Raw genomic sequence first — 17227 nt, 5'->3', positions numbered from 1 at the left:
CTGTCAGCAAGATGCACTTAGATGCGGAGAACAGCCCCCTTCCTGTGAAAGCCTGCGCCATGCCGACCCTCTCCCTTCGTCTTCTGCACATTCTGCCTGTCTCGCTGGCAACCTGTCTGGCCGCATCATCTGCATTGGCTGCCGGATCAGGACCGCAGCCCGCCCCGGCAAAACCGGTTGTGCAGACAGATTCGGATCGGGGCTGGTATTTTCAGGGGAAGGGCGGACCGTCGTTTACCGCACTGGGCGGTGTCGCCGCCACTGGGGGCGGATCTCCGACCGAGAGCGATGCCGCCAATGTCGTCGGAGCCTTCGGGATGGCTGCCGGGTACGAGTGGGCTCACCGCTACCGCATCCCGCTGCGGACCGAGCTGGAGTTCATGAACCGGACAGACATGGCCTATAATGCCAGCCCCGTCCTTGCGGGTCAGCCCGGCGCACTGGCAAGTTCGGTGCAGAATGTGACGGTGATGGCCAAGGGGTATTGGTATTTTCCGGTTGGCAGCACCATGTGGTGGCCCTTTGTCTCCGGTGGGGTCGGACTGTCACGCAACACCGTCAAAAGCGAATTCACGCCCACCGGCGGCACTATGGTCAAGAACACCCATGCGACAGACAGTCTGGCCTGGAGCGCCGGGGTCGGTGCCAGTTTCAAGCTGGGTCCGCAGGTGATGAATGATATCGAGCTGCGGTATGTTGATCTCGGCAAGGCCGACTGGGGGATGCCGGCCAGCCGCAACCTGCTGAGTGATGGTTTCGGCGGCTTTTCCGCCACCGAACTGGTTTTCTCCCTGCGGTACATGTTCTGACCGGCGGGGAGATAAGGCCACTTTATGGGCTATGGTGACTCGCGGGGCTTCATCGACGGTACCCGTTCCTCCACCGGGCGGCCTTTGACGTGGCCGACCAACTCATCAATAAAGGCCCGCTCGGCCCGGTTGAAGCGCCCGTCAGGATTCCAGATTATATGCACATCAACAGGGGCAATACCCTCATAGGGTGGAAGCTCCCACAGCAGGCCGGCATCCACATCGCGGGCGGCAATATGTTCCGGAAGCGGGCCGATCCCCAGCCCGCAGACGATCATCCGCCGGACCTCCTCCAGATTGGCCGATGCGCCGATCACCCGTCCGGCAAAGCCTTCCCGGGCCCGGAACAGCGCCAGCGGTGACAGCGCACCGTCAATCTGGTCAGACGTGAACGACACAAAGTTGTCGTGCCGGAGCTCCGCCAGATTGATATCCTTTTTGCCGAACAGGTGATGGTCCGGTCCGCAGTAAAGGCGGTAGGTCTGGTGGACCAGAACCTCGCTGGTTAATCCGGGAATGGGTTCCCGCATCAGGCAAATTCCAAAGCTTCCGACCCGTTGTTGAAGTGCGATGTGAACATCAGCCGAGGCCATGACGTCAATGCGCGTCGTCACCTGCGGGTAACGTTGATGGAAGGTCCGCAGCACGTAATCCAGAATGTCGGTCTGGATACGGCTGGTCATCAGAATGCGGACATGGCCGGTGACCTCTTCCTTCACATCACGCACCAGCGAGCCGAGGCGGGAAACGGCGCCAAACACCTCCACCACCTCGTTAAACACCACATCCCCGGCGGCGGTGACCCGGAATTTTCCGGCGCCACGGTCAATCAGCCGTCGCCCCAGCCGCTCTTCCAGCCGCTTCAGGGCCAGACTGACCGCAGGCTGGGTGATGTAAAGGCGGGCGGCGGCCCCGGTGATGCTGCCTTCCTGCACGATCACCATGAAGGTGCGCAGCAGATTCCAGTCCAGATCATGGCTTAAGCGGTCAAAGGCGTGATCATCGGGGCGGGATGGTGGCATCGGCGGTCTCCGGGGTGGGGTTCCCATAAATACAGTTTATATGGCAAATGAAAAATGACAATTTGCGACCCCGGTTCTCCACGGGCCTAATCATAGCAACAGGGCATAAACCGATACCGGACCGGCCACCAAACAGGCCGAGACAAAAACCGGACGGCGCCCGACAGGACGGTTTTCACATCTGCGGACATCCATCACCCCGGCCCATCCCTGCGGCCCGGGACCACTGATGGATTGCCCGATCACAGGAGACAACGCTGATGGCCCCCGCCAGCGATCCGATGTCCCTTGCCGGCTCCCCCGGTTTTCTCCCTGCCCTGACCCAAGCGGTTGCGGATGGTCATGAAGCCTGTATCACCCTTCTGGCTGATCTGGTCCGCCATCCGTCCCTGCTGGGGCAGGAACAGTCAGCGCAGGATCTGATTGCCGGTGTTTTTACCGGCCTCGGCCTGACCGTTGACCGCTTTTCCATTGATCTTGATGCCCTGCGGTCGATGCCCGGCTTTTCCCCTGCCGTTACCGCTCCGGACGGGCGGGATAATGTGGTCGGGATTTATCAGCCGCGCGTCCACAGCGGGCGCTCTCTGATCCTGAACGGACACATTGATGTCGTGCCCACCGGCCCGGCGGATCTGTGGTCGGCGGATCCGTTTGATCCGGTGATCCGCGATGGCCGCATGTACGGGCGCGGCGTCGGCGATATGAAAGCCGGGATCGCCGCCTACATTGCCGCCTTTTCCGCCCTGCGCCGCATGGGGTATCAACCCGCTGCCCCGGTGTTCTTCCAGTCCGTCGTCGAGGAAGAGTGTACCGGCAACGGCGCGCTGGCCTGCCTGCACCGGGGATACCGTGCCGATGCGGCGGTTATCCCGGAGCCCTTCGGCCAGACCCTGATGACGGCACAGGTCGGGGTGATGTGGCTACAGATCGTCGTCACCGGCACCCCGGCCCATGTGCTGGATACCGGGGCCGGGCGCAACGCCATTGAATCGGCTTATGCCATTGCCGGGCATCTGAAGCCGCTGGAACAGGCCTGGAACGACCGGGCCTGTCCGCACCGTCACGCTGCCTTTGACGGCCACAACCACCCGATTCATTTCAATCTCGGAAAAATCGAGGGCGGGGAGTGGGCTTCCTCCGTCCCCACCCGCTGCACGCTGGATATGCGGATCGGTTTCCACCCGGGGCAGGATCCCGCCGCCGTCCGGGCTGCGGTGGAAGACACCATCGCGCAGGCCCTGCGCACCGATCCTGCCTTAAACGGCGTCAAGGCCGAGGTCAGCTATGGCGGCTTTCAGGCAGAAGGGTTTGCCCTGCCGGAAGATGCCGAAGTACTGGCCGAGCTGGAAGCAAGCCACCACGCCGTTACCGGCGGCATCCCCCGCCGGGTGGCAATGACCTGCACCACCGACGCCCGCTTCTTCGCCCTGTACGGGGATACCCCGGCCACCTGCTATGGCCCGCATGCCAGCCGCATCCACGGCATTGATGAGTCCGTCGATCTGGCTTCGGTACAGGAGGTCACTGCCGTTTTGGCCCTGTTTATCGCCCGCTGGTGCGGCCTTGAGCCGATTGTTGAACAATAACAAAGCCCTGCCCTGCGATCTTCCTGACCGGAGTCTCCCCGCCATGTCCGTTTCCGCTGTTGAGCTCGCCCCGCGCCCCGGCATGTCCGATGCTGAATGGAAAGCCCGTGTCGATCTTGCCGCCGCCTACCGCTGGTTTGATCTTCTGGGTCTGACCGACCTGATCTACACTCATATGTCGGCGCGGGTCCCCGATGCACCGCATCACTTTCTGATCAATCCCTATGGCCTGATGTTCCACGAGATCACCGCCTCCAATCTGGTGAAGGTGGACATCGACGGTAATCTGGTGGAACCCAGTGAATTCGGCATGAACCCGGCCGGGTTCACCATCCATTCCGCCCTCTACCATGCCCGCCCGGATATCGGGGCCGCCATTCATCTGCACACCGTTGCCAGCATGGCGGTCAGCAGTCAGGCCGATGGTCTTCTGCCGCTGAACCAGCACAGCCTGCGCTGGTACAACCGCATTGCCTATCACGATTACGAAGGGATCGCGCTGGATCTGGAGGAGCGGGAACGTCTGGCCGCCGACCTTGGCCACCATCACAGCATGATCCTGCGCAACCATGGTCTGCTGACAGTTGGCGCTGACGTGCCGGAAGCGGCAGTGCTGATGTATTACCTTGAGGATTCCTGCAAGTGTCAGGTGGCGACGCTGGCCGGTGGCCGCGATCTCTATCTGCCGACCCCGGAGGTCTGCGAACGGACCGCGCAGCAGTACGAGCACAAATATCCGCGCGCCGGGGTTCTGGAATGGGACGCCGTGCTGCGCTGGATTGAAAACAAGGGCGGCACCGGTTTCCGCGCCTGACAGTTCCCCAGTGGCTGCGGCGCCGGTGTGCCGCCGCAGCCTGCCCACCCTGCCCCTGCGCACCCACCCGGAGCGGAAACCGCCCGTCCCATTTTCTGATCAGCACGGGAAGCTGAACGTCTGTAACGACACTCTGGAGAGGACCCTGCAATGAGCTTTATCAGCTACCGCTTCCGTCACCTCGCCGCGGCCAGCCTTCTGGCCCTGGCTGTTCCGGCCCTGTCTCCGTCCGTGCCGTCCTTTATCTCTCCGGCGCTGGCGGCTGACCCTGCCCGGGGTGGCACCATGAACATCATCGTGCAGCCGGAGCCGCCGATGCTGCAACTGGGCCTGAATCAGCAGGGCCCGACCCAGACCGTCGCCGGTAAGATCTATCAGGGTCTGCTGACCTATGATGAGAAGCTGGACCCGCTGCCGTCGCTGGCCAAAAGCTGGACGGTTTCCGATGATGGCCTGACCTATACCTTCAAGCTGCACGAAAACGTCAAGTGGCATGATGGCAAGCCCTTCACCAGCAAGGACGTCCTGTTCTCCACCACCAAGTTCCTGCCGGAAGTGCATTCCCGCGCCCGGGCGAACTTTGCCCGCTGTGAATCCATCACCGCACCGGATGATTATACCGTCGTCTTCAAGCTGAAAGAGCCGTTCCCGGCCTTCATCCGCGCTTTCGAAGTGGCCTCGGCCCCGATGATCCCGGCGCATCTCTATGAAGGCACCGACTTCCGCAACAACCCGGCCAATGCCACCCCGATCGGCACCGGCCCGTTCAAGCTGAAGGAATGGGTCAAGGGCAGCTACATTCACCTCGTCCGCAACGAGGACTATTACAAGCCGGGCCTGCCGTATCTGGACAACATCTATTTCCGTGTGATCCCGGATGCGGCTTCCCGCGCGCTGGCGCTGGAAAGCGGTCAGGTTGACCAGTCGCAGTACAACGATATCGAGCCGTTCGACGTGGCCCGCCTGAAGGAAGTGAAGTCGCTGAACTTCACCACCAAGGGCTATGAGTTCGTCGCCCCGGTGTCGTGGCTGGAAATCAACCACCGGGTGAAGCCGCTGGATGACAAGCGGTTCCGTAAAGCGATCATGTACGCCATCGACCGCGAATTCATCCGCGACAAGATCTGGTTCGGTCTGGGCAATGTTGCCTCCGGCCCGTTCAACTCCTCCACCAAGGGGTTTGATTCCAGCATCGTCCCCTATGCCAAAAACGTCGACAAGGCCAAGGCCCTGCTGGACGAAATGGGCCTGAAGCCTGATGCCAAAGGCGTCCGCGCCACCGTCAAGCTGATGCCGATGCCCTATGGCGAAACCTGGCAGCGGCTGGGTGAATACCTGAAGCAGTCCCTGAAGCAGGTCGGCATCGCGGTGGTGCTGGAAAGCACCGACGTTGCCGGGTGGGTGCAGCGCGTTTCCAACTGGGATTACGAAATCACCACCAACTTCACCTATCAGTACGGTGATCCGGCGCTGGGCGTGTCCCGCACCTATGTGTCTGACAACATCCGCAAGGGTGTGATGTTCTCCAACACCATGGGCTATTCCAACCCGAAGGTGGATGAACTGTTCGCCGCCGCCGCCAAGGAAAATGACCCGGCCAAGCGTCAGGCGATGTACAGCGAGGTCCAGAAGGTTCTGGTCGATGACGTGCCGGTGGTCTGGCTGCTGGAAATGCAGTTCCCGACCTTCGTGTCGAAGAAGTTCAACAATGTCATCACCACCGGAATCGGGGTGAATGAGAGCTATGAATCGGTTTACCTGAGCAAACCGTAAACATAGCCCTATCCCCCCCTCGGGGCGGAACCAAGGTCTCCCAGACTACTCCCCTACCGGTTCCGCCCCATTTTTTCCCGCCCTGTTGTTTAAGGAGATCCCGCGCATGGCCGGTTTAGTCCCGTTTCTTGCGGGCCGGATGGTCAAGGCCGTCGTCATCCTGTTCGCGATTGTCGTTCTCAACTTTCTGCTGGTTCATGCCGCCCCCGGTGACCCGGCGATGGTGATGGCCGGGGAAGCCGGTGCCGCCGACGCCAAGTTTGTCGAACAGCTGCGGGAGCAGTTTGGCCTGAACAAGCCCCTGCACGAACAGTTGATGACCTATGTCGGCACCGTGGCGCAGGGCGATCTCGGCTTTTCCTACCGTCAGCAGCGCCCGGTGTGGGACCTGATCGCCGACCGCCTGCCCGCCACGCTGATGCTGACCCTGTCGGCCTTTGTGGTGGCGCTGGTCGGGGGGATTCTCCTCGGCACACTGGCGGCCATCAATTCCGGAAAGTGGTCGGACAGCGCCATCACCGTTGTTGCCCTGCTGGCCTATGCCACCCCGATTTATTGGGTCGGCCTGATGCTGATCCTGCTGTTTTCGGTCTCCCTCGGCTGGCTGCCCGCCTTTGGGTTTGAAACCGTCGGCGCCGGGCTGACCGGACTGGACCGCCTTGGCGATATCCTTGCCCATCTGGTGCTGCCGGTATTCACCCTCGGCCTGTTCTATATGGCCGTCTATGCCCGCATGACCCGTGCCTCCATCCTTGAAGTCCGCGATATGGACTTTGTGAAGACCGCCCGCGCCAAGGGCCTGCGCGAAAGCCGGATCGTCTTCGGCCACATCCTGCGCAATGCCATCCTGCCGGTGATCACTGTCGCCGGGGTGCAGGGCGGCCATCTGATCGGCGGCTCCATTCTGGTGGAAACCGTGTTCGCCTGGCCCGGCATCGGCCGTCTGGCTTTTGATGCGGTGTTGCAGCGCGACTATCAGGTTCTGCTGGGCATCTTCTTTGTCAGCTCGGTGATGGTGATTGTTTTCAACATCCTGACCGATCTTGTTTACACGCTTGTTGATCCGCGCATCGAGGTGGCGAAATGAAGACCTCTTCCGGTTTCTGGGCGGCCTATGCCCGCAACAAGGGCGCGGTGTTCGGCCTGCTGATCGTGGCGGTGGTGATCGTCCTCGCGCTGTTCTCCGGTGTCCTGTTCCCGGAAAGCCCGTGGGAAATGGTCAACGCGCCCTTCCTGCCGCCGATGAGTGACGGTGCTTTGCTGGGGACGGATACGCTGGGCCGCGACATTGCCGCCGGAATTGCCCACGGGGCGCGGATGTCGCTGTGGATCGGCCTGGTCTCCACCGGGGTTGCCCTGCTGATCGGGGTCTCGCTGGGCGCACTGGCCGGGTTCTTCGGTGGCGTGGTCGATGATGCGATCATGCGCTTCACCGAACTGTTCCAGACCATTCCGAACTTCGTCCTCGCCGTTGTTCTGGTGGCCATTTTCACCCCCAGCAGCACCAGCATCGTCGCCGCCATCGCCATCGTCTCGTGGCCGCCGCTGGCCCGTCTGGCCCGGGGTGAGTTCCTGTCGCTGCGGTCGCGGGAATTCGTGCAGGCTGCCATCACCACCGGCCAGTCGAACCTGACGATTATCGTCCGCCAGATCCTGCCCAACAGCCTGTCGCCGATCATCGTCTCCGCTTCGCTGATGGTGGCCACCGCCATCCTGCTGGAAAGCAGCCTGTCCTTCCTCGGCCTTGGTGACCCCAATCAGATGAGCTGGGGCTACATGGTCGGGGCCGCCCGCACGGTGATCCGGCAGGCGTGGTGGATGAGCTTCTTCCCCGGTCTGGCGATCCTGCTGACCGTCCTCAGCCTCAACCTGATCGGCGAAGGCCTGAACGACGCCCTGAACCCGAAACTGGCCCGCAAGGGGAGGTAACACCGCATGACCGGCACCGTTACCCCCTTCCCGGCCCCGCGCCGGGCCTCCGCCCCCCAGACCGAGGGTTCCGCCATGTCTCCGAGTTCTGTTGCCACCGCCGTCGAACCGTTGCTGGACGTGCGCGGCCTGACCATTTCCCTGCCTGACGGGGCTGACCGCCCGTATGCGGTGGAGAACCTGACCTTCACCCTTAACCCCAATGAAATCCTCTGTGTGGTCGGGGAATCCGGCTCCGGGAAGTCGATGACCGCCCATGCCACCATGGGGCTGCTGCCGAAGCCGCACGTCAAGGTGACCGGCGGGGAGCTTCTGTTCCGGGGCCACAACGTTTTCACCATGTCGGAAACGGAACAGCGCGCCCTGCGCGGTGGCCGGATCGCCATGGTGTTTCAGGAGCCGATGACCGCCCTGAATCCCCTGAAAAAGGTCGGTGATCAGATTGAGGAAAGCCTGCGGGTTCATACCTCGCTGGACAAAGCGGCCCGGGCCGCCCGGGTGGTGGAACTGCTGACGCAGGTCGGCCTGCCTAACCCGGCTGACCTGTCAAAGTCCTATCCCTTCCGCCTGTCCGGCGGGCAGCGCCAGCGGGTGATGATCGCCATGGCGCTGGCCTGTGAACCGGATGTGCTGATCGCCGACGAACCGACCACCGCGCTGGACGTCACCACCCAGAAGCAGATTCTGGAACTGATCCGGTCCATTCAGGCCGAACGCCACATGGGGGTGATGTTCATCACCCATGATTTTGGCGTGGTGGCGGAAATCGCCGACCGGGTGGCGGTGATGCAGCACGGGAAGCTGGTGGAAATCGGCCCGGCCCGGCAGGTGTTGAATGCCCCGACCCACCCCTATACCCGCCACCTGATCGCCTCGGTCCCCCACTACATTGAACACCGTGCCGATTTCACCAAATCCGGCGATGCCCTGCTGGAAGCCCGGAACGTCAACAAGGTGTTCAATGTCGGCGGCGGCTTTCTGCGCAAGGGCCGTCAGGTGGTTGCCGGGGATGACATCTGCCTGACCATCCATCCGGGGGAAACCGTCGGACTGGTCGGGGAATCCGGCTCCGGCAAGTCCACCCTTGGCCGCAGTATTGTCGGCCTGATGACCCCGAATTCCGGGCAGATCCTGTTCAAGGGCCAGAACCTGCTGGGGTTGAAGCGCCGGGAATTCAGGCCGTTCCGCCGTGATATTCAGATGGTGTTTCAGGATCCCTATGCCTCCCTCAATCCGCGGCACAAAGTCGGCGATATCATCTCGCAGGGGCCGGTGGCCTTTGGCGAGGATAAGGGCAAGGCGCTGACCCGGGCGCGGGAGCTGCTGCAACTGGTGGGGCTGGATGGCTCCGCCGCTGACCGCTATCCGCATCAGTTTTCCGGCGGGCAGCGTCAGCGCATCTCCATCGCCCGGGCGCTGGCGATGGACCCGACCCTGCTGGTGGCGGACGAGCCGGTTTCGGCGCTGGACGTTTCCGTTCAGACGCAGGTCCTGAAACTGCTGGATGACATCCGGCATCGCCTGAACCTGTCGATGCTGTTCATCACCCACGATCTGCGGGTGGCGGCGCAGGTCTGCGATACCATCGCCGTCATGCGGCGGGGCAAGATCGTGGAAATCGGCCCGTCGCGGTCGGTGTTCGGCGATCCGCAGCATGAGTATACCCGCACCCTGCTGGACGCCATTCCCGGTAAGGCGTGGGAAATCCCGGCGGAACTTCTGGCGGAACGGGCCGGGCACTCAGCCGGGGGACATCCGTCATGAAAGTTGCGCTGATCGGGGCCGGGGCCATCGGCTGCCTGCTGGCGACCCGCCTCGGCGATGCCGGGGCCACCGTGACCCTGCTGGCCCGCGGGACCCCGCTGGATACCATCCGCCGTGATGGCATCTCGCTGATCACCCCGCGCAACCGGGTGCTCCGCTCCTTCCCCACCGTCACCGATGACCCGCTGGAGCCGGGGCCGCAGGATGTGGTGTTCCTCTGCGTCAAGGCCTATGCCCTGCGCGGAGTGATCGACAGCCTGCATCCGCTGCTGGGGCCGGAAACCATTGTGGTGCCTGTCGTCAACGGCATTCCGTGGTGGTATCCCTACAGCCAGCCCGCCCCACTGGCCGACCAGCCCCTGACCTCGGTCGATCCCGGCGGGGTGCTGTGGCGGACTGTAGCCCCGGAGCGGATCATCGGCGTTGCCACCTATGTGGCGGTGGAAAACCATGGGCCGGGCCGGATCCGGCACATCAACGACCAGCGGTTTGTGTTCGGCGATATCGCCGGGCGCAACCGGCCGCAGGTGAAGCAGCTGGTGGACCTGTTCGGCAAGGCCGGGTTTGCCGCCCGCGCCACCGACCGTATCCGCGATGAGATCTGGGTCAAGCTGTGGGGCAATCTGGCTTTCAACCCCCTCAGCGTCCTGACCTCCGCCACCCTTGGCACCCTGTGCAACGACCCCGGAACCCGGGGCGTCGGCCGCACCATGATGCTGGAGGCACAGGCAGTGGCGGAACGGCTGGGCATCCAGTTCCCCATCACCGCCGATGAACGGATTGCCATGGCCGCCACCATCGGCGACTTCAAAACCTCGATGCTTCAGGATTACGAGGCGGGCAACCGTCTGGAGCTGGAAGCGATCATTGGTTCCGTTATTGAACTGGCCGGACGGGTCGGTGTCGATGTGCCGACGCTGCGGTCCGTTCTGGCCCTGACCGACCTGCGGGCCCGGACCCGGACCTATCCCCCCGGTATTGCGGCCTGACCCGTACATCTTAAGGATTCCCCGCCATGACTGACTCCCTGAACAGCGGGCTGCCCGGCAGCCTGAGCATCAACGCTGACCGCCTGTGGCACACCCTGATGGAGATGGCCAAGGTCGGGCCCGGCGTCGCCGGGGGCAGCTGCCGTCTGGCCCTGACTGACGAGGATAAGGCCGGGCGGGATCTGTTCAGCCGCTGGTGCCGCGAGGCGGGCTATACCCTGTCGGTCGATCAGGTCGGCAACCTGTTTGCCCGCCGCGCCGGGCAGGATGACAGCCTGCCGCCAGTGGTGATGGGCAGCCATCTGGACACCCAGCCGACCGGGGGCCGTTTTGACGGCATCTTTGGGGTTCTGGCCGGGTTGGAAGTGCTGCGCAGCCTTGATGACCATGGCATCACCACCCGCCACCCGCTGGAGCTGACGGTATGGATGAACGAGGAAGGCAGCCGCTTTTCTCCGCCGATGATGGGATCCGGGGTGGTGGCCGGAGTCTTCACCGTGCAGGAAATCCTCGATCAGATCGCACAGGACGGGGCCCGGCTGGGCGATGAGCTGATCCGTCATGGCTACAACGGCAGCCGTTCCGCCACCGATCATCCGATGGCCGCCTATCTGGAAGCCCATATCGAGCAGGGCCCGGTGCTGGAGGTGGAGAACAGACAGATCGGCGTGGTGACCGGGGCACAGGGCCAGCGCTGGTTTGAAGTAACCGTCACCGGGCGCGAAGCCCACGCCGGGCCGACGCCGATGCGCCTGCGCTGCGATGCGCTGGTGGCGGCCGCGCGGATGGTTCAGGCCATTCATGAGATCGGCATGACCACGCCGGGGGATGCCTGCACCACCGTCGGCATTCTCGATGTCCGCCCGCATTCCCGCAACGTCATCCCCGGTGAGGTGTTCTTCACCGTGGATCTCCGCCATCCTGATACCGCCACCCTGACGGCGATGGAAGCCGCCTTCCGGCAGCAGATCACCGGTCTGGCCGCTGCCGCCGGGGCGACGGTCAGCATCAGCGAGTTCTGGAACTTCCCGACCACTCCGTTTGACCCGGTTCTGGTCAGCCGGGTGCGTGACAGCGCCACCCGCCGGGGATACAGCCACCGGGATATCGTTTCCGGGGCCGGACACGATGCCGTCTACATCGCCCGCAAGGTGCCGACCGCCATGGTCTTCATCCCCTGCGAAGGCGGGATCAGCCACAACGAAGTTGAAAATATCAGCCCGGATCAGGCGGAGCGCGGCGCATCCGTGCTGTTTGATGTGCTGCTGGCCACCGCTGGCCACTGACAGGAGGACCCGATCATGCGTTACATCTTCCATCCCGACGCCCTCGGCCACCGTCCGCCCAACTACATCCAGCGCGGCGAACGCCGCCCGATGCCGGAAAAGCCGGAACGGGCCGAAGCTCTCGCCAGCGTGCTGACCGCCCGTGGCGGGGTGCTGGAAACCCCGCCCGATTACGGTCCCGGCCCGCGCGCCGCCGTGCACACCCCGGAGTATCTGGCCTTTCTGGAATCGGTCCATGACCGGTGGGTGGCCTTACCCGGCGCCAGCGAGGTGGTAACCCCCAACGTTCACCGCTCCAATGCTCCGGCCAGTTACCCGACCCATGTGGTCGGGCAGGCCGGATATCACCTGTACGACACCTCCGCCCCGATTGCGGCGGACACCTGGACCGCCACCGTGGCCGCCGCCCATGCCGCCACCCATGCGGCGGTGCTGGTCGCCACCGGCGAGACCCGCAGCGCCTATGCCCTGTGCCGTCCGCCGGGGCACCATGCCACCCGCGATATGGGCGGCGGGTTCTGCTACCTCAACCATGTCGCCATTGCCGCACAGGCTTCCCTGCCGCTGCTGACCGGACAGGGCCGTCCGCCGCGCGTTGCCATCCTTGATGTCGATGTCCACCATGGCAACGGCACGCAGGACATTTTCTACAGCCGCAATGATGTGCTGTTCCTGTCCGTCCATGCCGATCCCAACGTGTTCTATCCCTATATGGCCGGTCATGCCCATGAGCGCGGGACCGGCACCGGTGAGGGCTACACCATCAACCGCCCGCTGCCGATGGGCTCGGACGAAGCCACGGTCCTTGCCGCCATCGCCGACAGTCTGGCCGACGTCGCCCGTTTCGCGCCGGAAATCCTGTTCATTTCCCTCGGGTTTGACACCTTCAAGGATGATCCGCTGGCGGCCTTCGGCGTCACCACGCCGGGCTTCCGGGTGATGGGGGAGATGATTGCCCGTGCCGGTCTGCCGACCGTTCTGGTGCAGGAAGGCGGATATGCCGTTGATGCGTTGGCCGCCAATCTCGGCAGCTTCCTTGACGGGTTCGAGGGCGTTTGATCGGTAACAGAAGAAAACGTTTCGGGAGGAAACACCCATGTGCTCCACCACTGCCACCGCTGTTCCGGTCCAGCATGTCGATAACGACCGTGTCCGCGTGACGGAATGGCGCTTCGCCATCGGTGCGGAGACCGGCTTTCATGTTCACGAGTATGATTACACCATTGTCCCCCTCAACCCCGGCACCATGCGGCTGACCGGGCCGGACGGAGACGTGCGGGAGGTGACGCTGGTTCCCGGCGTCTCCTACTTCCGTCCGGCGGGGACGGCCCACAATGTGGTCAATACCGGTGGCACCGCTTTCGCCTTCGTCGAGGTGGAACTGAAGGAAAGCCCGGCATCATGAGTGATGGAATAGTCACCCAGCCCAGACGGGACCTGACCAAATATCTGATGCTGCTGGCGATCAGCCTGTTCTGGGGGCTGAACTGGCCAGCGGTGAAGACCATCCTGTCGCAGGTTCCGCCCCTGACCCTGCGCGCTGTCGGGTTTACGCTGGGCGCGGTGATTATTCTGACGCTGACCCGCCTGAGCGGGCGGTCTCTGGCGATTCCCCGCCGGGACTGGCCGTCTCTGGTGGCCGCCGGGGTCTGCAATGTGCTGGTGTTTAATCTGTGTACGGCCTTTGCGCAGCTGGGGATGGCGACATCCCGGGCGGCGGTGATTGCCTTCACCATGCCGGTGTGGGCCACGTTGCTGGCCATTCCGGTGCTGAAGGAATGGCCCCGGCGCCAGCAGATCGCCGGTCTGGTCTGTGGTATGGCCGGTCTGGCGGTACTGCTGGGGCCAAATGGCCTGCAACAGGGCTTCGGGCCGGGACTGATGCTGATTGCTGCCGTCTCCTGGGCGATCGGCACCATCGTCATGAAACGCCACGTCTGGGGCGGCGCGGTGATGGCCGTGACCGGCTGGCAGTATGTGATCTCAGCCATTCCGATGGTGATTCTGGCCAGCCTGCTCGAAACCCCGCCGGATCCCGCCACCTTCCCCCTGCCGGTGTGGGTTGCCATCAGCTGGCACCTGCTGCTGTCGCTGTGTGCGGCACAGGTGCTGTGGTTCGTGGTGGTCAGCCGGGTGTCCGTCGGTCAGGCGGCGGTCAGCACCCTGCTGATTCCGGTGGTGGGGGTCAGCGGATCGGTCCTGCTGCTGGGGGATACCCTGACCCCGACGCTGGTGATTGCGCTGGCCCTGATCCTGACCGGGGTCGCCTGCGTTCTGCTGCCCGCGCGGAAAAGATAAGTCAGGCCGGATTTTCGCCCCTTGAGATCTTGGCTTGACGGAGAAAGGGGTGGCCCGGTATTGCCAAGGCCACCCCTTCCCTCTGAATCAGAGTTCATACGATGTCCCAGCGCCGCCATTCCGGTTTCCGTCCGGCCGGAAAGCCCCAGAAGGCAAAATCCACCCTGCCGAAGGAGCCGATGACCCTGACGGTCAGCGGCCTTGGGGCGCAGGGGGATGGGCTGGCCCGCCATGGCGACACTCCGGTGTTCATCGCCGGGGCCTTGCCGGGGGAAACCGTCACCGCCCGGGCCAGCGGCAAAAAAGGGGACGGACTGGCTGCCGATCTGGTTTCGGTGGACAGCGCCTCGCCGGACCGGGTGGAGCCGCCCTGCCCCCATTTCAGCGCCTGCGGCGGATGCAGCCTGCAACACTATGCCCCGGCGGCGGAAGCGGACTGGAAGCGGGAGGTCCTGCGCCAGACCCTGCGCACCCGGGGGCTTGACCCGGTGGTGGTGGACCCGGTGATCCGTATCGGTGCCGGAACCCGGCAGCGGGCCACTTTCGCGTGGCGTCGCCTGCGGGACCGGGTGGTGCTGGGGTACAATCAGCGCGCCTCGCATCAGATTATTGATCTTCAGGCCTGTCTGTTGCTGGAAACCCCGCTGGCTGACGTGCTCCCGGCCCTGCGCACTCTGGTGGCCGATGTCGCCCCGGTGGGCAGCATGGGAGATCTGTCTGTCACCCTGACTGACAGCGGCATTGATCTCTGTCTGGATCTGCCGGACTATCCGGGACTTGAAGCGCTGGAGCAGATCGGCCGCTGGAGCGAAACCCACGCGGCAGCACGGATCGGGGCCCGGATTGACGGCGTTTACCACCCTCTTCTCACCCCGCGCACGCCGCTGGTGCGGTTTGACGGGGCCTCGGTTGACCTGCCGCCGCAGGCCTTCCTGCAACCCAGCCGGGCCGGGGCCGATGCCCTTCTGGCGGCGGTCCGGGCGGCCCTGAGCGGAACCGAAGGACCCCTGCTGGATCTGTTCTGTGGTCTGGGCACCTTTGCCCTGCCGCTGGCGGCTGAGGGCCGTGCCGTCAAAGGCTTTGACAGCGAAACAACCGCCATCGCCGCCCTCTCCCGCGCCGCCAAGGCCCTGAAACGCCCGGTGACGGCCACCGTCCGCGATCTGTTCCGGGATCCGGTCGAAGGAAAAGAGCTGAAAGACGTCACCACCGTGGTGCTGGATCCGCCCCGGGCCGGGGCCGATGCCCAGTGCCGGGCACTGGCTGAAAAGGCCGGGGCTTCGGTGCGCCGGGTGGTGATGGTCTCCTGCAGCCCCGCCACGTTTGCCCGCGATGCCCGCACCCTGTGTGACGGGGGCTTCCGGCTGGTACAGGTGGTGCCGGTCGATCAGTTCGTCTGGTCGCCGCATCTGGAACTGGTGGCCCGCTTCGAGCGGGACTGATTATCGTTTTCCGCGTGCATGGGTTCTACCAAACTCATCCGCAAGCGGTTAGTCTTACCGATAATCTGGAACAGGATCCCGACGGAGCGTTTTCAGTCGCAAAACCGGTGTCCATTTTTGCTGAAAGCGCTCCAAGGGGGGAAATAAACAGCATGATTCATCTGGCGAAAGCCCTGATCGCCATCGGGGAGTCCGAGGCCGCTGAAGCCCTCAGCCGGGCCCTGTCGGCGCAGGGGTACACCTGCACTCATACGGCAGACGGTGCGGCGGTGGATGAACTGGTCGTCACCCATTCCCCGGACGTGCTGATCATTGGCCCCGGGCTGTCGGGTATTGACCAGAAAGAACTGGCCGGGCACCTGAAGGCGGCCCCGGCCACCCGGGGGATTCCGCTGTTTTACCTGTCGGCGGACCCGCTGGATCAGACCGGTGACGGCCTGCTGGATCTGGGGATTGATGACGCGGTCCATTGGCCGGGCACCCCCGATCTGGTGTTGGCCCGCCTGCGGCCGCTGGCGCGGGTGGCCACCATGCGCACCGAATATATGGCCCGCCGGGCGGTGATGGATGCGGAAAGCCTGTCCCCGGAAATCCCGGAAGCCGTGATCAGCGACAGTCCCCCGTCCATTCTGGTCATCGGCGGGGATGACACCGTACAGGCCGTCACCCACGCCCTGACCGATGCACAGGTGATGGTTGCCGCCGATCTGATCGAAGCCCAGCAACTGATGGATGAACGGCTGTTTGATGCGGCGGTGATGGCCCCCGGCGGCAACCCACAGCCCTATCTGGATCTATGTTTGCAAATCCGCCGCAATGTCCGCCTGTTCAATCTGCCGGTAGTGTTCGTCAGCCCTGCCGATGGGGCGGATGACCTGAACACCGCCATGTCGATGGGAGCCAGCTCCGCCCTGCGCGCTGATGCCGGGGTGGCGGAGCTGCGCTTCACCCTGCGGGTTCTGGTGCGCCGCCAGCGTCTGCGTTGGGCGCTGCGCCGCTGCCTTGGCGGTCAGCTGACCCCGGCGACGGTTGACCCGGTAATCCCCGGGGTTTATTCGCAGGCATTCCTTGATCTGTGCCTGTCCGCCCGCCTCAGTGGTGCCGAGACCCGGATCCGGCGGTTTTCGGTGATTGAGTTCGCCTTTGCCGGGGTGGAATCCATCCGCCATGAATTCGGTGAGGAAAGTGAACTCAGCCTGATTTCGCAGATTGGCCAGTGGCTGACCCTGCTGGTCCGGGCCGAAGACATGGTGGCCTCCCTCGGCGGGTCCCGGTTTGCCGTGGTGCTGCCGGATACCCCGCTTTCGGAAGCACAGGTGGTGATGCACCGCATCGCCGGGGTGATTTCCAATACGGAATTCGCCGCGAAAGATGTATACCGGGTGGTGACGGTGTGGCCCTTCGTCAATGCGGCCGAAGTGGTGGCGGGCGATACCCCGGCCAGCCTGCTGGCACGGGCCACGGCTGTGGTTGGGGAAGACATGGCCCCCTGGTAACCGACCGCCCCGGATGCGC

15 protein-coding genes are annotated in these 17227 nt (G+C 63.9%); 14 read left to right on the top strand and 1 reads right to left on the bottom strand.

From position 1 onward, the window contains the following. Positions 1-11: 11 nt before the first annotated feature. Complete coding sequence (locus FHS48_RS07070; protein WP_311769100.1) at positions 12-809, top strand: outer membrane protein; 798 nt, start codon at positions 12-14, stop codon at positions 807-809. Positions 810-838: 29 nt separating this feature from the next. Here FHS48_RS07070 and FHS48_RS07065 read toward each other — a convergent pair whose 3' ends face one another. Next, positions 839-1831, bottom strand: a complete 993-nt coding sequence (locus FHS48_RS07065; protein WP_184262791.1) for a LysR family transcriptional regulator — start codon at positions 1829-1831, stop codon at positions 839-841. A 260-nt stretch (positions 1832-2091) separates the two neighbouring features. On the opposite strand from FHS48_RS07065, the gene FHS48_RS07060 reads away from it, so the two are divergent. The 13 genes from FHS48_RS07060 to FHS48_RS07000 all read left to right on the top strand — a co-directional run bounded on the left by FHS48_RS07060 (position 2092) and on the right by FHS48_RS07000 (position 17208). Next, complete coding sequence (locus FHS48_RS07060) at positions 2092-3417, top strand: M20 family metallopeptidase (RefSeq protein WP_184262789.1); 1326 nt, start codon at positions 2092-2094, stop codon at positions 3415-3417. A gap of 43 nt (positions 3418-3460) precedes the next feature. After that, on the top strand, positions 3461-4231 hold the full coding sequence (locus FHS48_RS07055; RefSeq protein WP_184262787.1) for a class II aldolase/adducin family protein: 771 nt from the start codon (positions 3461-3463) through the stop codon (positions 4229-4231). Positions 4232-4381: 150 nt separating this feature from the next. Further along, positions 4382-6004: an ABC transporter substrate-binding protein gene (locus FHS48_RS07050; protein ID WP_184262786.1), complete on the top strand. Its 1623-nt coding sequence runs from the start codon at positions 4382-4384 to the stop codon at positions 6002-6004. 106 nt (positions 6005-6110) lie between these two features. Then, positions 6111-7091: an ABC transporter permease gene (locus FHS48_RS07045; RefSeq protein ID WP_184262784.1), complete on the top strand. Its 981-nt coding sequence runs from the start codon at positions 6111-6113 to the stop codon at positions 7089-7091. Continuing rightward, entirely contained in the window at positions 7088-7933 is an 846-nt protein-coding gene (locus tag FHS48_RS07040) for an ABC transporter permease (protein WP_184262782.1), read from the top strand. The genes FHS48_RS07045 and FHS48_RS07040 overlap by 4 nt, the downstream gene beginning before the upstream one ends. A gap of 75 nt (positions 7934-8008) precedes the next feature. Further along, on the top strand, positions 8009-9697 hold the full coding sequence (locus FHS48_RS07035) for an ABC transporter ATP-binding protein (protein ID WP_184263013.1): 1689 nt from the start codon (positions 8009-8011) through the stop codon (positions 9695-9697). Next, on the top strand, positions 9694-10686 hold the full coding sequence (locus FHS48_RS07030) for a 2-dehydropantoate 2-reductase (protein WP_184262780.1): 993 nt from the start codon (positions 9694-9696) through the stop codon (positions 10684-10686). The genes FHS48_RS07035 and FHS48_RS07030 overlap by 4 nt, the downstream gene beginning before the upstream one ends. Positions 10687-10712: 26 nt before the next feature. Next, positions 10713-11972, top strand: coding sequence for a Zn-dependent hydrolase (locus FHS48_RS07025; protein ID WP_184262778.1), 1260 nt, complete (start codon positions 10713-10715; stop codon positions 11970-11972). Positions 11973-11987: 15 nt separating this feature from the next. Beyond that, positions 11988-13031, top strand: a complete 1044-nt coding sequence (locus tag FHS48_RS07020) for a histone deacetylase family protein (protein ID WP_184262776.1) — start codon at positions 11988-11990, stop codon at positions 13029-13031. A gap of 37 nt (positions 13032-13068) precedes the next feature. Continuing rightward, complete coding sequence (locus tag FHS48_RS07015) at positions 13069-13377, top strand: cupin domain-containing protein (protein ID WP_184262774.1); 309 nt, start codon at positions 13069-13071, stop codon at positions 13375-13377. Continuing rightward, entirely contained in the window at positions 13374-14270 is an 897-nt protein-coding gene (locus FHS48_RS07010) for a DMT family transporter (RefSeq protein ID WP_184262772.1), read from the top strand. Before FHS48_RS07015 ends, FHS48_RS07010 begins: the two co-directional genes overlap by 4 nt. Positions 14271-14371: 101 nt before the next feature. Next, complete coding sequence (locus FHS48_RS07005) at positions 14372-15712, top strand: class I SAM-dependent RNA methyltransferase (RefSeq protein ID WP_184262770.1); 1341 nt, start codon at positions 14372-14374, stop codon at positions 15710-15712. 152 nt (positions 15713-15864) lie between these two features. Beyond that, positions 15865-17208, top strand: a complete 1344-nt coding sequence (locus tag FHS48_RS07000) for a diguanylate cyclase (RefSeq protein WP_184262768.1) — start codon at positions 15865-15867, stop codon at positions 17206-17208. Positions 17209-17227: the final 19 nt, after the last annotated feature.

This window comes from Novispirillum itersonii, from assembly GCF_014205675.1.
Taxonomy (GTDB): Bacteria; Pseudomonadota; Alphaproteobacteria; order Rhodospirillales; family Rhodospirillaceae; genus Novispirillum; species Novispirillum itersonii_A.
The sequence above is the reverse complement of the archived record's forward strand: the minus strand, read 5'-3'. Positions and strand labels throughout refer to the sequence as shown.

Bases quoted from the DNA above. Each gene is read 5' to 3' on its own strand.
- FHS48_RS07035 (WP_184263013.1), top strand. From the start codon at position 8,009: ATGTCTCCGAGTTCTGTTGCCACCGCCGTCGAACCGTTGCTGGACGTG.
- FHS48_RS07015 (WP_184262774.1), top strand. From the start codon at position 13,069: ATGTGCTCCACCACTGCCACCGCTGTTCCGGTCCAGCATGTCGATAAC.
- FHS48_RS07000 (WP_184262768.1), top strand. From the start codon at position 15,865: ATGATTCATCTGGCGAAAGCCCTGATCGCCATCGGGGAGTCCGAGGCC.
- FHS48_RS07070 (WP_311769100.1), top strand. From the start codon at position 12: ATGCACTTAGATGCGGAGAACAGCCCCCTTCCTGTGAAAGCCTGCGCC.
- FHS48_RS07060 (WP_184262789.1), top strand. From the start codon at position 2,092: ATGGCCCCCGCCAGCGATCCGATGTCCCTTGCCGGCTCCCCCGGTTTT.
- FHS48_RS07020 (WP_184262776.1), top strand. From the start codon at position 11,988: ATGCGTTACATCTTCCATCCCGACGCCCTCGGCCACCGTCCGCCCAAC.
- FHS48_RS07005 (WP_184262770.1), top strand. From the start codon at position 14,372: ATGTCCCAGCGCCGCCATTCCGGTTTCCGTCCGGCCGGAAAGCCCCAG.
- FHS48_RS07055 (WP_184262787.1), top strand. From the start codon at position 3,461: ATGTCCGTTTCCGCTGTTGAGCTCGCCCCGCGCCCCGGCATGTCCGAT.
- FHS48_RS07010 (WP_184262772.1), top strand. From the start codon at position 13,374: ATGAGTGATGGAATAGTCACCCAGCCCAGACGGGACCTGACCAAATAT.
- FHS48_RS07045 (WP_184262784.1), top strand. From the start codon at position 6,111: ATGGCCGGTTTAGTCCCGTTTCTTGCGGGCCGGATGGTCAAGGCCGTC.
- FHS48_RS07065 (WP_184262791.1), bottom strand. From the start codon at position 1,831: ATGCCACCATCCCGCCCCGATGATCACGCCTTTGACCGCTTAAGCCAT.
- FHS48_RS07050 (WP_184262786.1), top strand. From the start codon at position 4,382: ATGAGCTTTATCAGCTACCGCTTCCGTCACCTCGCCGCGGCCAGCCTT.
- FHS48_RS07040 (WP_184262782.1), top strand. From the start codon at position 7,088: ATGAAGACCTCTTCCGGTTTCTGGGCGGCCTATGCCCGCAACAAGGGC.
- FHS48_RS07025 (WP_184262778.1), top strand. From the start codon at position 10,713: ATGACTGACTCCCTGAACAGCGGGCTGCCCGGCAGCCTGAGCATCAAC.
- FHS48_RS07030 (WP_184262780.1), top strand. From the start codon at position 9,694: ATGAAAGTTGCGCTGATCGGGGCCGGGGCCATCGGCTGCCTGCTGGCG.